Source organism: Marinobacter sp. ES-1 (genome assembly GCF_000475255.1).
GTDB lineage: Bacteria > Pseudomonadota > Gammaproteobacteria > Pseudomonadales > Oleiphilaceae > Marinobacter > Marinobacter vinifirmus.
Window position 1 is genome coordinate 194,945 of record NZ_AXBV01000032.1, and the last position, 13,585, is coordinate 208,529.

11 protein-coding genes are annotated in these 13,585 nt (G+C 61.2%); 4 read left to right on the forward strand and 7 right to left on the reverse strand.

Annotation, left to right across the window (positions count from 1 at the left end; genetic code table 11):
• Position 1: 1 nt before the first annotated feature.
• Positions 2 to 643 (reverse strand): cAMP-activated global transcriptional regulator CRP, encoded by a 642-nt coding sequence (gene crp / locus Q668_RS04665; RefSeq protein WP_022988450.1) that lies wholly within the window; start codon positions 641 to 643, stop codon positions 2 to 4.
• Between the two features lie 172 nt (positions 644 to 815).
• Between crp and Q668_RS04670 the strand changes: the two genes are divergently transcribed.
• From Q668_RS04670 to Q668_RS04680, 3 genes are all read left to right on the forward strand, one after another.
• A complete protein-coding gene (locus Q668_RS04670) occupies positions 816 to 1,238 on the forward strand; it encodes an OsmC family protein (protein WP_022988451.1) in 423 nt (140 codons plus the stop codon).
• A 99-nt stretch (positions 1,239 to 1,337) separates the two neighbouring features.
• Positions 1,338 to 2,129 (forward strand): adenosylmethionine decarboxylase, encoded by a 792-nt coding sequence (speD, locus tag Q668_RS04675; protein ID WP_022988452.1) that lies wholly within the window; start codon positions 1,338 to 1,340, stop codon positions 2,127 to 2,129.
• Positions 2,130 to 2,267: 138 nt separating this feature from the next.
• Positions 2,268 to 3,125 carry a pirin family protein gene (locus Q668_RS04680; RefSeq protein WP_022988453.1) on the forward strand — a complete coding sequence of 286 codons (858 nt, stop codon included), beginning with the start codon at positions 2,268 to 2,270 and terminating at the stop codon, positions 3,123 to 3,125.
• Between the two features lie 3 nt (positions 3,126 to 3,128).
• On the opposite strand, the gene Q668_RS04685 is transcribed toward Q668_RS04680, so the two are convergent.
• Entirely contained in the window at positions 3,129 to 3,995 is an 867-nt protein-coding gene (locus Q668_RS04685; protein WP_022988454.1) for a phosphoribulokinase, read from the reverse strand.
• 18 nt (positions 3,996 to 4,013) lie between these two features.
• Positions 4,014 to 7,766, reverse strand: coding sequence for a DUF1631 family protein (locus Q668_RS04690; protein ID WP_022988455.1), 3,753 nt, complete (start codon positions 7,764 to 7,766; stop codon positions 4,014 to 4,016).
• Between the two features lie 92 nt (positions 7,767 to 7,858).
• Between Q668_RS04690 and Q668_RS04695 the strand changes: the two genes are divergently transcribed.
• On the forward strand, positions 7,859 to 8,929 hold the full coding sequence (locus tag Q668_RS04695) for an aminopeptidase (RefSeq protein WP_022988456.1): 1,071 nt from the start codon (positions 7,859 to 7,861) through the stop codon (positions 8,927 to 8,929).
• On the opposite strand, the gene argA is transcribed toward Q668_RS04695, so the two are convergent.
• The 4 genes from argA to argB are packed head-to-tail and all read right to left on the reverse strand — an operon-like array spanning position 8,903 to position 13,585.
• Positions 8,903 to 10,210 (reverse strand): amino-acid N-acetyltransferase, encoded by a 1,308-nt coding sequence (gene argA, locus Q668_RS04700; RefSeq protein ID WP_036219239.1) that lies wholly within the window; start codon positions 10,208 to 10,210, stop codon positions 8,903 to 8,905. The genes Q668_RS04695 and argA overlap by 27 nt on opposite strands.
• Before the next feature lie 14 nt (positions 10,211 to 10,224).
• Positions 10,225 to 11,394 (reverse strand): acetylornithine deacetylase, encoded by a 1,170-nt coding sequence (gene argE / locus Q668_RS04705; RefSeq protein ID WP_022988458.1) that lies wholly within the window; start codon positions 11,392 to 11,394, stop codon positions 10,225 to 10,227.
• A 23-nt stretch (positions 11,395 to 11,417) separates the two neighbouring features.
• The gene (locus tag Q668_RS04710) at positions 11,418 to 12,662 is read right to left on the reverse strand and encodes a hypothetical protein (protein ID WP_022988459.1); all 1,245 of its coding nucleotides are present in this window, start codon (positions 12,660 to 12,662) and stop codon (positions 11,418 to 11,420) included.
• Between the two features lie 26 nt (positions 12,663 to 12,688).
• Positions 12,689 to 13,585, reverse strand: coding sequence for an acetylglutamate kinase (gene argB, locus Q668_RS04715; protein ID WP_022988460.1), 897 nt, complete (start codon positions 13,583 to 13,585; stop codon positions 12,689 to 12,691).

The window sequence follows — 13,585 nt, forward strand, 5'->3', positions numbered from 1 at the left end:
CTTACCGGGTGCCGAACACCACCATGGTCTTGCCTTTCACCCGCACCAGGCCCTGGTCTTCCAGGGTTTTCAGTACCCGGCCCACCATTTCCCGGGAACAGCCGACAATGCGGCCGATTTCCTGGCGGGTGATCTTGATCTGCATGCCGTCCGGATGGGTCATGGCATCCGGCTCCTTGCACAGGTCCAGCAGGGTACGGGCCACCCGACCGGTTACGTCCAGGAAGGCCAGGTCACCCACTTTGCGAGTGGTCTGGCGCAGGCGCGTTGCCATCTGCTCACCGATGAAATACAGCACCCGCGGATCCTGCTGGGCGATTTCCCGGAACTTGGTGTAGCTGATTTCCGCCACTTCACACTCGGTCTTGGCCTTGACCCAGGCACTGCGGGAATCCATGTTATCAAACAGACCCATTTCGCCGAAAAAGTCCCCGGCGTTCAGGTAGGCCATGATCATCTCCCGGCCATCGTCGTCTTCAATGATAACGGTCACCGAACCTTTGACGATGTAGAACAGGGAGTCACTTTTGTCGCCTGCATAAATGATGGTGCTTTTGGCGGGATAGCGCCGGCGATGGCATTGGGAAAGAAAATAATCGAGATGTTTGGTCTTCTGCTCAACCGGCTTGACGATAGTAGCCATAATGCGAGACGTGCCTCCTCAGAGTCTGGCAGTGCTTATCTTTTTATATCCCCGCTTTTCCCTGCAGGTTAGGGTTTTTACTGATGTGCCCGGCAACTTATAACAAGAAGGCCGGTTGCGGGCAACTGTGCTAGCATTCCCGGCCATACCCGAATAGCCGATGGAGACACCGATGAAAGCTACCGTTGACTGGACCGGCAATGCCAGCTTCAAAGCTACCAGTGGCACTGGCCACACCGTACAACTGGACGGACCACCCGACCACGGCGGCCAGGACCTGGGCCCCCGCCCCATGGAAATGCTGCTGATGGGCGTGGGTGGCTGCTCGTCGTTTGATGTCATGAGCATCCTGAAAAAGAGCCGCCAGGACGTCACCGCCTGCCACGCCGAGCTCGAGGCCGAGCGGGCCGATGCCGTGCCTTCCGTGTTCACCAGGATTCACCTGCACTTTGTGGTAACCGGCCACAACCTGAAAGAAAAGCAGGTAGAACGGGCAGTTAGCCTGTCGGCAGAAAAGTACTGTTCGGCATCGATTATGCTGGGTAAGGCAGGCGTGGAAATCAGCCACAGTTACGAGATCCACGAGGCGGAATAACCGGCTGGAAAAAGTCATTGCAACGACTATCCAATGACACATACGGTATGCATAATACGCAACTTTCTTAAAGGTCTGCGCAAAAGGTGATCAACTATTATGGAAACCAAACTCCAGCTACACGGTTTCAACAACCTGACCAAGTCCCTGAGCTTCAATATTTACGATATCTGTTACGCGCAGACCGAAGAACAGCGTGAAGCCTATATTGATTACATCGACGAGATGTACAACGCCGAGCGCCTGACCCAGATCCTTTCAGACGTGGTCAAGATCATCGGCGCCAACATCCTCAACATTGCCCGCCAGGACTACGAGCCCCATGGCGCGTCTGTCACCATGCTGATTGCCGAGCACGAAGTGACCGACAGTGAAGCCAATAACGAGGAATCGCCGGGCCCACTGCCAGACACCATTGTTGCGCACCTGGACAAGAGCCACGTAACCGTTCACACCTACCCGGAAAGCCATCCCCACGACGGCGTAAGCACCTTCCGGGCGGATATCGACGTGTCCACCTGCGGCCTGATTTCACCGCTGAAGGTACTGAACTACCTGATCCACAGCTTCGATTCCGATGTCGTGACCGTGGACTACCGGGTGCGCGGCTTCACCCGTGATGTAGACGGCACCAAGCACTACATCGACCACGACATCAACTCGATCCAGAACTACCTGACCGAAGACACCCAGAACGCCTATCAGATGATCGACGTGAACGTGTACCAGGAAAACCTGTTCCACACCAAGATGATGCTGAAGGACTTCAACCTGGACAACTATGTATTCGGCGTGAACGCCAGTGAACTGGACCCGGCCGAAGCCCAGTCCATCGAAGACCGCCTGCGCCGCGAAATGCTGGAGATTTTCTACTCCCGAAACGTGGAGTAATCCGGCCCTGCCGGCGGCCTGGACGGGCCGCCGGCCCGCTCCTTCAGTTTTTTTGATCCCTCCCGCCAGAATTCTGCGTTTTCATCCTGCCCGTCGCCCCGGTTTAATGGAACCATTGCTAACCGAGAGGACGACACCATGACGCATCGCGCCCTGAAACAGGTCATCCCCGCACTGGAAACCTCCGATGGTGCCGGGGTAAGAATCAAACGCTCCCTGGGCCAGCGCCAGAGCATCCGCATGGATCCGTTCCTGATGCTCGACGAGTTCGGCTCTGACCAGCCCCAGGATTACATTGCAGGCTTTCCCGCCCACCCGCACCGGGGGTTCGAGACGGTCACCTACATGATCGAAGGCCACATGTTGCACGAAGACCACCTGGGTAACCGGGGCAACCTGCGCAACGGCGGCGTACAGTGGATGACCGCCGGCCGGGGCATTGTGCACTCGGAAATGCCGCAGCAGGAATCCGGCCTGATGCGCGGTTTCCAGCTGTGGCTGAACCTGCCGGCGGCGGAAAAAATGAAACCGGCCGGCTACCGGGATATCCAGCCCGAAGACATTCCTGCCTTCAGTCAGGGCGGCGCCACCGTCAAGCTGATTGCCGGCGAGATGACCCTCAGCGGTGGCCAGGTGTCCGGTGCGGTCACCGGCGGCAGTACCGATGCCATCTACGCCGACATTCACCTGGAGCCCGGCAGCCAGCTGTCATTGCCGGTACCGGCCAGCCACAACGCCATGTTGTACCTGTACGAAGGCGAAGCCGGGCTGGTCACGGGTAACGAACGCACCCGACTGCAGGCATCGGCAGCCAGTGTGCTGGGTGACGGCGACGAGATTATGCTGGCGGGCGGCACCCGGCCCGCCCGGCTGCTGCTGATTGCCGGCAAACCCATCGGCGAGCCGGTGGTGCAATACGGTCCGTTTGTGATGAACACCCGGGAAGAAATCGAACAGACCCTGAGGGATTACCAGAGCGGCCGCCTGACCGCCTGATCCTCAGGCGAAGGCCTTGCCGGCCATCAGCCTCTGCACCATGGGCCGGACGATCAGGTCCATGGCCAGAGGCATCTTGGTGCCGGGAATCACCAGGGTATCGTGGCGGGACAGGCGGCTGTGGGGGATCAACTGCAACAGCCTGGCAAAGTCGACATCGGTAGCTTCCCGGAAGTGGATCACCACCATGCTTTCATCTTCGGTAGGCACATCCCGGGCAATAAACGGGTTCGAGGTATCCACCAACGGGATACGCTGGAAGTTGATGTGGGTATGGGAGAACTGCGGCACGATATCGTGCACGTAGTCGTCCATACGGTTGATGATGGTTTTGACCACCGCATCGGGGCTGTAACCGCGCGTGTTGGTGTCCCGGTGGATTTTCTGGATCCATTCCAGGTTAACGATGGGCACCACGCCGATCAACAGGTCCACATACTGGGCAATGTTATAGTTTTCGCTGACCACCCCGCCATGCAAGCCCTCGTAGAACAGCAGGTCGGTATCCGCCGGCAGTGACTGCCACGGGGTGAAGGTTCCGGGCTTGAAACCGGCCGCTATCAGCTCCCGGTCTTCATCGTGGACATAGTGGCGATAACGGCCGTTGCCGGTATGGCTGTAGTCGTACAGCAAGGCTTCGAGGCGGTCGATGTGGTTGGCCGCCAGGGCGAAGTGGTTGCGTTCCCCGAACTGCCCCTTCGCCGCCAGCCGGGCCATCTGCTCCCGGGTGTAACGGTGGAAGCTGTCACCGCTGACCATGGCCGCACTGATGTCTTCACTGGCAAACAACCGGCTGAAAATCTGGCCGGTTGTGCTGGTGCCGGCCCCGGAAGACCCGGTCACCGCAATAACAGGATGGCGTTTGGACATAGACAGCAAGGCTCCCGGTCAGGTCAGGCTGTCGAGCAGCCGCGGCTTCTCGATCACAAAGCCCTGAGCATAGTCCACACCCAGCTGTCGCAACAGGTCCAGCACGTCCCGGGACTCCACCTGCGAGGCAATCACCTCCCGCTCCATGTAGTGGGCCATGTCGACCATGGACTTCACCATGGTCTGGTCAGTCTCGCTGGCCACCAGCTGGCTGGTGAAGGCGCTGTCGATCTTGATCAGATCCACCGGCAGCGAACGCATGAACTGGAACGAGCTGGGGCCACTACCGAAGTCACCCAGACAGAACCGGCAACCCAGCTCCTTCATTTCCGCCATGAAGTCGGCCACCGCCTGCAGGTCGTTGATGGCCGAAGCTTCTGTCAGTTCGAACCAGAGCCGTTCAATGGGCGCATCCTGCTTGCTGAGCTTTTCGTAGATAAATTCCAGCAGCGACTGGTCATTCAGGGAGTGACCGGACAGGTTGATACAGATTCCACCCACCGCGCCGGGGTCCGGCGCCTCTTCCCGCAACCAGTCCAGCATGTGGCCCACCACCCAGCGGTCCACCACCTGCATCCGGTCATAGCGTTCGGCCATGCGGATGAAGTCCCGGCCAGTAATCAGCTGCCCGCTGTCGTCGTACATGCTGATCAGCACTTCGTACTGGGACGGCATCCTGGCTTTGCCATGCAGCGGGATAATCTTCTGGCAGCGCAGCAACATGCGCTCGTCGCCCGGGTCCCGCAGGTTCGCCAGCCGGGCAGCAATCTGTTCCTGGCGGTCCTGGTCGGCCTTGTCCGGCGCATACTCGGCAATGGTGCCCTCGCCTTTCTTGCGGGCGGCGGTCAGCGCCTGCTCAGAGGCCCGCAACCAGCGCTCGCCATTGACCAGCACCGGCAGATCCGGCACCAGCCCCACGTTCGCCGACAACGCATACTGGTTGCCGCCGAATTCGAACACATCGGTTTCGATGGCGCTGATCAGCGCCTTGGCAATGCTGTTGCCCTTGTCCGCCGGCACCAGCATGGCAAATTCGTTACCCGCCAGGCGCGCCACCGGCCGGCCACCCTCCGCCTGCCGGCACAGGATATCCGCCAGGCGTTTCAGTACTTCATCACCGGCCTGGTAGCCGGCCGTGTCGTTCAATAGCCGGAAACCCCGAAGATCCAGGTACAGCAAGGCCAGGTTTTCTTCCCGTCCCGCCAGTTGCTGGTCGAGCATACGCTCGAATTCCCGGCGGTTCAGCAGGCCGGTCAACTGGTCATGGCTGGATGCCCAGGACAACTGGTCGTACACATCCTTGACCATGCGGTCGATACTTTCATCCACCAGCGGCCGATCGTACTCGGCATCCGGCACAATCACGCCACGGCGCATCTGGCGGGCCAGGTCTTCCAGGCCCAGCTCCACCACTCTCATGCCCTGATGGTTCACAAAGACAAAGCGGCCGAAGCCCCGGGCAACCCACACCAGCCTGATATGCTGGGGCTGTTCCGGCTGGCTCAGGTCCTTCAACCATTGCCCGCCCTGCAACTGCTGGGCGCGGGTAATCCACCGCTGGAGGTTGCGCCGCTCCAGTTCGCTCAGGCTATCCTGGTCCTGTGCTGCCGCATCTTGCTCCGGCTCGGCCTCGGGCACATCCACCATTTCAGGCGGCTGCTCCGGCGACCGCACCAGGAACCGTTTGAGTTCTTCCCGAATCCGGGACGAGGGCATATGGTTACCGGAAATAGACGCCAGGCCATCCTGGATCAGCCGCAGCAGTTCCGGCAGGTTGATCTCCATCTGCGGGTCTTCACCGAAAGCCTGCAGGGAGTCGATCACCTCCAGGTAATCAGCCCACGCCTGGCTATCCGGGCCCTGGCGAATCCAGGTCAGCGACAGCAGGTCACGCCAACCGCCTTCCAGCAGGGTCATCAATGCCCTGGGCACCCGGCAGCCGGCAATCTTGCGGTTGACCGCTTCAGTGACCGCCGCCCGGGACTCGGATACTTTCTGGGCACCCTCTGCCGCCGCCGTCACCCGTTCAACATTGCGGCGATAAATCTGGTTCTGGCGTTCGATCAGCCCGTCCAGCTCGGCAAGCGTTTGCTCGAACATCGCCGGGTCCTGCTCGAACTCGGTGGCAATACGGTGCACCAGCTCATCAACCCGGCGCTGCACCACCGGGTTGATCCGGCCGCCCCGGATACCCAGCTGGGCCAGCCGGTTCATCACTTCCCGAACCGGGCTGCCATGGTCCTCGAAAAACGCAGGATCACGCATCACCACCTTCAGTACCGGCACTTCCAGCCGGCGCATAATGGCCTGGGCGTGTTCACTGAGTTTCGGGCTGGACAACACACTCTGGAAAAAGCGGTCAACCACATCGAGGGTTTCCTGCTGCTCCTCGTTCAGGCCGGCGTCTTCGCCATTTTCCCGAACCTTGCCCAGCACCCGCTCTTTCAGGGATGCGGTATCGTCTTCGTCGCCGACAACCTGCAGCTGCAGTTCCTGCAGATCACGGTACAGCTCACCCGGCGACAGCGGCCGGGCATCGGCGGGGAACATCCCGGTTGCCGGTTCTCCGGCGCCCGCCCGACTGGCCTGGAGAGTGCTCAACAGGTTGCGGACCGTGGCGAACGCCGTCCGGGCCGACTGGGAATAACCACGGAAGTCACCGGTTAGCCGGTTAGCGGGGTCGCTGTTCTGGTCCGCAGTATTTTGCTGATCGTCCACAGCCGGTTTCGACTCTTCGGCCGGCTTCGGCTCCGGCGGCGTCTTGGTTGGCCGGGGATCGGGCTGTTCACTGAGGTAGCGGGACAGATCGAGATCCGGCAACACACCATGGCGAATCAGTATGTTGTTCAGCTCCCGGTACATGGGCCCGAGTTCCTTCAATACCGTCAGCTCGAAAACCTTCAGGCAAATTTTTTCCACATCCCGGGACAGGTTGAGCTGCCCCAGGGCGTTATGGAACGCCTCGCTGACCAGGGCCGGCCCCAGCGGATTATGGTGGCCGGTGCGGTTGGCCACCTGCAGGTGATCCAGGCGCAGCTTCAGCTGCAGCAAGTCACCGCGATAGCGGGTGTCGGCCCGGGTCACCATCACCCGTACCGCCAGCCATTCCTCGAATTCGTTCTTGTCGACTACCGACAGCGCCGCGCCGGGCGCGCCCTTGGGTTCAGGCTTCAGGGGTGACTGCAGGCTGGCCGCCATCTGGTGCCAGATGACCCGCTGGCGGCTGTGGATCTGCCCGGCGGCTTCCAGGTATTCGTTGGCCTGCTGGTCATGGGAAGCCTTCTTGGCAGCGACCTGGAGTTCCTCGGCCATCTGCACGATGCAGGCATCCATCAGCGGTTCGATATAGTGGGTAATCGCCCGGGCAGCCTGGTGCAGGACAAACTGGACCCGGTCAGAAGGTGCTTTGAGGGAGGAGCGATCCTGTTCCCGGCTGGCGCCGCACAGCTTGAGCATGGCGTTGACCGCCTCGGGGTCCGATCGGGTAAAACTGACGCCCATGGCCCCGTCGGTACGGCGGGTGGGGGTCACATGGAGCTCGTAACGGCGGTTAACTTCCAGCCCGCGAAAACGCACCACCAGTTCTTTCGGCGCATCACCCGAGAACGCCCGTTCGATCTTGCCCGAGGTTTCGGCAGAATAACGAATGTACATGCCCTCGGCACAGAAATCGGCAATCTGGCACGGCAACGGATTACCGGTCCCGATATCAAGCTGGGCTGCGAGTTTAATGGCCTGTCGGGTACTGCTGCGACGTTCTTTGGGTTCCATGGACATCCTGGCCGGTTACCGGTTCGACGGCGATGGCTGACAATGTATTTGCTCAGTGACCGTGCGAGTGTTTCATCATAACATTCCGTGTCATGAAACAGCTTATTCAGATCAATCTTCTTTTACTACTCCTGGCGGGTATTTCCGGGTGTTCAACTTTCGGCTACTACAGCCAGGCCATCGGCGGCCAGCTGTCGCTGATGATGCGGGGCGAGCCGGTAGAGCGCCTGCAAAAGCAGCCGGATACAGCACCGGAATTGCGGCAGAAACTGGAGCTTGCCGGAGCTGCCCGCCGCTTCGCCCGCACCCGGCTCGACCTGCCCGTGGGCGATGCATTTACCGAATTCGTGGAACTGGACCGGCCCTGGGTGGTGGTCAACCTGGTTGCCGTGCCCGAATTCTCCCTGGAGCCCCACCGCTGGTGCTATCCGGTGCTCGGCTGCCAGGCGTACCGAGGCTACTTCAAACTCGAACAGGCACGCAAGGAAGAGGCACGGTTCCGCCAGCAGGGCTACGACACCTTTATCGGCGGGGTAACGGCCTACTCAACACTGGGCTGGTTTGATGACCCGCTGCACACCGGCTTTACCCGGCTTACTGATGACCGCATGGTGGCGCTGATGTTCCACGAACTGGCCCACCAGGTGGTGTACATCGCCGAAGATACTGCCTTCAACGAAAGCTTTGCCACGGCCGTGGAGCTGGAAGGCCTGCGCCTGTGGCTGGAGCAGCAAAACAGTGCGGAAGACTTTGACCGTGCCCTGCTGCGACAGCAACACCGCAACCGCACCCTGGCACTGGTTGAGGCCACCACGGCAAAGCTGGAGCAGCTGTACAAGCAGCAGGATACGCTGACACCGCAACAACTGCGTGAACGCAAGGCAGAACACCTGGAGCAACTGGCGCAGGCCTACGCCCGGCTGGCCGACGACTACCCGGAGCCCGGCCCCTTCGGAGCGCCGCCGGTACAGCTGAACAACGCCAACCTGGCACTGTTCCGGCAGTACAACCAGCATGTGCCGGCGTTCCGGCAACTGTTGCGGGAGCTGGACTACAACTTCGGGGAATTTTACCGCCAGGTAGAGCAGCTGTCCGGCCAGCCGGAACCACAACGCCGGGCCCGGCTGGCAGGGTTATCACATCGGTTTGACGAACACCTTTGAGTTGCGCTGGGTATTGTAGGAGGCCAGCTTGGGCCCCGGCAGGTTCTGCACCGCCGTGGGCTCGAACCCCCGCTCCCGGAACCAGTGTTCGGTCTGGGTGGTGAGCACAAACAGTTTGCGAATGCCCTGGCTGCGGGCCAGCTTCTCCACCATGGCCAGGATATCGTCACCCCGGCCTGCCCGGCGATAGGAAGGGTCAACGGCGAAGCATGAAAGCTCGCCTGCGCCTTCATCAGGGTAATTGTAGAGGGCGGCGCAACCCACAATGGTGCCGTCCCGCTCGGCCACCACAAACCGGTCGATTTCGGTTTCCAGCATTTCCCGGGACCGGCGCACCAGTATGCCCTGCTCTTCCAGTGGCTGGATCAGCTCCAGTATCCCGCCAATGTCTTCCACCCGGGCCTGGCGGATCTGCTCGTAGTTGTCCCCGCTCACCAGGGTGCCGGAGCCGTCCCGGGTGAACAGCTCTTCCAGCAAGGCGCCGTCTTCGGCGTAGCTGATAATGTGGGCCCGGCGCACCCCTTTAACACAGGCATCACAGGCAGCTTTCAGCAGCGCGGCATCGTGGCCGGTCACGGTATTGTCGTTCAGCCGCTCGGAAGCCTGGCGCGCCGACAATTCACGGATCAGCGAGCCGTCTTCATCCAGCAGGCCTTCGTCATCAATGAAGACGATCAGTTTTTCTGCCTGCAGCGCCGCGGCCACCTGGCTGCCGACATCCTCGTAGGACAGGTTGAAGGCATCGCCGGTGGGCGAATAGCCCATGGGCGGCAACAGCACGATGTGACCCAGCTCCAGCATCTGCTCGATACCCCGGCTGTCGACCCGGCGCACCCGGCCGGTGTAGCCGTAATCAATACCATCCAGAACCCCGACCGGCTTGGCGGTAACATAGTTACCACTGCTGACACGAATCCGGGCGTTGTGCATGGGCGAGTTCACCAGCCCCATGGACAGCTGGCTTTCAACGTAGGCACGCAAGCCGCCAATGGCCTCCATCACCAGCGGCAGGTGGTCGTCGGGAGTGACCCGGAGCCCGCGGGAGAAGGTGGATTCCAGGCCGGCATCATCCAGCCGCGACTGGATCTGCGGGCGGCCGCCAAAGGCCACCACCAGGCGCACGCCCAGGCTGCTGAGCAGGGCGATGTCATGAATGATGTTGATAAAGTTACGGTGCTCTATGGCATCACCGGGCATGGTCAGTACCACCGTGCGCCCGCGATGGGCGTTGATGTACGGTGATGAGTGCCGGAACCCGTGCAGCCATTCGTTTGATTTCAATCCGGTCTCCCTGTTCATCCGATACAGAACTGCCTGATCAATCCCCGCAGAATATCCACCGTGGGCTGTAATTGCGACAGTTCCAGGTACTCATCTGGTTGGTGCGCCTGGTCAATGGAGCCGGGGCCCATCACCAGGGTTTCCAGGCCCAGCTTCTGCAGCCAGGGCGCTTCGGTGGCGAAGGCGACAGCATGGGCGGTGTGCCCGGTGAGCTTTTCGCAGGCTTGCACCAGTGCCGCATCCGCCGGCGTCTCGAACGGTGGCACACCATCGAACAACGGCTCGAAACTGAGGGCCAGCTGGCGCCGCTCCGCCAGCGGCTGGATGCGGTTCAGGATAGCCTGGCGTAGGTTATCCATGTCCATGCCCGGTAACGGCCGCAGATCAAAGTGCAGCTCGCAGCGGGCACAGATACGGTTCGGGTTGTCGCCACCGTGGATACAGCCAAGGTTAAGGGTGGGCACCTGCACCTTGAAAGCCGGGTTTCGGTACTTCTCCTGCCACTGGCCACGCAGGGCCAGCAGTTCGGTCATGGCCTCGTGCATACCCTCCAGGGCATTGCGGCCTAAATCCGGGTTCGAGGAATGGCCGGACTGCCCCTCAAAGGTCAGCCGCTCCATCATGATGCCTTTGTGCATGCGCACCGGCCGCAGGCTGGTGGGTTCGCCAATCACGGCATAGCGGGCCCTGGGCTTGCCCGCCTCGGCCAGCGCCCGGGCCCCGTTCATGGAGCTTTCTTCGTCGGCGGTGGCAAGGATAATCAGGGGCTGCTTCAGGGGCTGGTCGATAAAGGCTTTCGCCGCCTCGATGGCGAGCGGGAAAAACCCTTTCATATCGCAGGTACCCAGGCCATACCAGCGATCGTCTTTTTCGGTCAGGGTGAAGGGGTCGCTGTGCCAGCGTTTGTCGTCAAAGGGCACGGTATCCGTGTGGCCGGACAGCACCAGGCCGCCGGGGCCGCTGCCCAGGCTAGCCACCAGGTTGTATTTCCCGGGCATACCCGGCACATCCAGGATCTCGACGGCAAAGCCCAGCGCTTCCAGCCATTCCGCCAGGGTGCGAACCACCGCCTCGTTGCTGTGGTCCCAGTCCGGCGACGCACTGCTGATCGATGGCTGGGAAATCAATCGGGCCAGCATCTCCCGGATGCCCGGCACGCTGGCTTTACTGTCTGTGTGCACCATCCTCGCCTCCCGGCTTGTTGGCGTCAGTCTGCCCGGCCGCGCCGCCAGACTTCGAATTGGCTGATGGCGCGAATCAGTATCGGATAGGATACTTCGCCGCCGCCCACCGAACGGGTGATGTCCATTTCCCTTTCCCGGACAATGTCGAGCCGGCCTTCCACCTGGTTACCGTTCGACAGAGTTATACGAACCTGCCGGCCGATCCAGCCCGCAGCGTTTTCGGAATCTTCTTCATACCACCCCTGCTTGCCCGGCTCTTCCTGGACAGCGACCGGCTCCATGGCTTCAGCCGGCAGAGGCGGCTCAACCACTTCAATGGTGGTCAGGTAGACATCCGGAACCGTGGCGCCATTGTAGGTTACCGGCCAGGCGGCCTCCGGGCTGCCTTCGGTGCGAACCGGGATATCCGGTGTACCGGTGGTGGCCGCAACCGGGAATACCAGCTCGCCGCCTTCGGTCAGCCACTGTCGATACAGTGCAACGAGTTGGTCACTGGCCTGGTATCCCCGGGCCCGAAGCCCGGCATCCAGTGCAGTTGCCGCCTTGCCTGCCCATTCGTTCACCGTGAGCCCGGTTTCCCGGCCACAGTAGGCTGACAAACGGCGCATCAGGCCACCATCCCGCAAAGTAACACTGGCATTGTCCTGCGCTCCGGCCAGGGTCAGCTCCGAATCCAGCAGTTGCAAGCGGGTATCGGGCCAGTGCACTTCCAGGCTGCCGGTATCCACCGTATTCAGTTCCGCGTGCAGGCCTTCGCTGTCCTGAATCAGCAACAGGTCACCGCGGATGGCTTCAATACCCATGCGGGTCAGGTCGCCGCTGCCCAGCTGCTGGCGCGGATCCGGCGCACAGGACAGCACAACCAGCGGAGCCGGTGCATCCTCGGCTTCAGCGCCGGCGGTTACCCAGTTGCGGAACATCACCGGTTCCAGAACCATGCTGGCCTGCTCTACCTTCAACTGCCAGTCAGATGGCAGCGGCTCCGGGTACATCAGTGCCGTCAGCAGGCTCACCGGCGAGCCGGTGTCCAGCTCCACCAGGCCCAGCTCCAGTGGCTGGGTCAGCCGGAAGTCCTGCCAGCCCGCTTGTTTCAGCAGTAACCGGCCATCCAGTGCCGAGCTGATGTTGCCTCGCTGCAATACACCGATCTCCGAGAGTGCCGTGCGCGCCTCCGCCAGCCGCTGATCCGCCAGCCACCAGGCACCGGCCTTGAAGCCGACAAACACCACCAGGGCCAGAATGATCAGAAAGGACAGCAGGCGCTTCATGCCACGGTTACTCCCGGTTATCGGCTTCAGTTACGGGAAATCAGGGTACCGACACCTTCGTCGGTAAAGATTTCCAGCAGACAGGCATGGGCCACCCGGCCATCAATGATGTGGGAGGTACGCACGCCGTTTTCCACCGCACTCAGGGCGCAACGGATTTTCGGCAGCATGCCGCCGTGGATGGTGCCGTCTTCGATCAGGTCGTTGACCTGCTGCGCAGTCAGGCCGGTCAGCACCTTGTCGTCCTTGCTCTTCAGGCCGGAGACGTTGGTCAGCAGGATCAGCTTCTCCGCCTTCATGGCCTCGGCCACCTTGCCGGCCACCAGGTCTGCGTTGATGTTGTAGGACGCACCGTCCGGGCCGACACCGATGGGCGCAATCACCGGAATCACGTTGCTGCGGGTGAGCATGTCGATCACATCCACATTCACGCTGGCCACTTCGCCGACATGGCCGATATCAATGATTTCCGGGCGTTCCAGCTCCGGAGAACGATCCACCACTTCCAGCTTGCGGGCACGGATCAGGTTGGCGTCTTTTCCGGTCAGCCCCACGGCGGTGCCGCCCTGGGCGTTGATCAGGGAAACGATTTCCTTGTTGACCTGGCCGCCGAGCACCATCTCTACCACGTCCATGGTCTCGGAGTCGGTCACCCGCATGCCGTTCACAAAGCGGGACTGGATGTTCAGCCGCTCCAGCAGTTCACCGATCTGGGGGCCACCACCGTGCACCACAATGGGATTGATACCGACCAGCTTCATCAACACCACGTCGCGGGCGAAGCTGCTCTTCAGGTCTTCGTTTTCCATGGCGTTGCCGCCGTATTTGATCACAACCGTCTTGCCGGTAAACCGTTGGATATAGGGCAGGCCCCGGCTCAGTACCGAGGCCACCTGCATTGCTGTTTCACGATCCAGCGCCAT

What these genes read in the sequence shown, in the direction of transcription:
- crp (WP_022988450.1), bottom strand. Translation starts at nt 643, where the DNA reads ATGGCTACTATCGTCAAGCCGGTTGAGCAGAAGACCAAACATCTCGAT.
- Q668_RS04670 (WP_022988451.1), top strand. Translation starts at nt 816, where the DNA reads ATGAAAGCTACCGTTGACTGGACCGGCAATGCCAGCTTCAAAGCTACC.
- speD (WP_022988452.1), top strand. Translation starts at nt 1,338, where the DNA reads ATGGAAACCAAACTCCAGCTACACGGTTTCAACAACCTGACCAAGTCC.
- Q668_RS04680 (WP_022988453.1), top strand. Translation starts at nt 2,268, where the DNA reads ATGACGCATCGCGCCCTGAAACAGGTCATCCCCGCACTGGAAACCTCC.
- Q668_RS04685 (WP_022988454.1), bottom strand. Translation starts at nt 3,995, where the DNA reads ATGTCCAAACGCCATCCTGTTATTGCGGTGACCGGGTCTTCCGGGGCC.
- Q668_RS04690 (WP_022988455.1), bottom strand. Translation starts at nt 7,766, where the DNA reads ATGGAACCCAAAGAACGTCGCAGCAGTACCCGACAGGCCATTAAACTC.
- Q668_RS04695 (WP_022988456.1), top strand. Translation starts at nt 7,859, where the DNA reads ATGAAACAGCTTATTCAGATCAATCTTCTTTTACTACTCCTGGCGGGT.
- argE (WP_022988458.1), bottom strand. Translation starts at nt 11,394, where the DNA reads ATGGTGCACACAGACAGTAAAGCCAGCGTGCCGGGCATCCGGGAGATG.
- Q668_RS04710 (WP_022988459.1), bottom strand. Translation starts at nt 12,662, where the DNA reads ATGAAGCGCCTGCTGTCCTTTCTGATCATTCTGGCCCTGGTGGTGTTT.
- argB (WP_022988460.1), bottom strand. Translation starts at nt 13,585, where the DNA reads ATGGCGCTGGATCGTGAAACAGCAATGCAGGTGGCCTCGGTACTGAGC.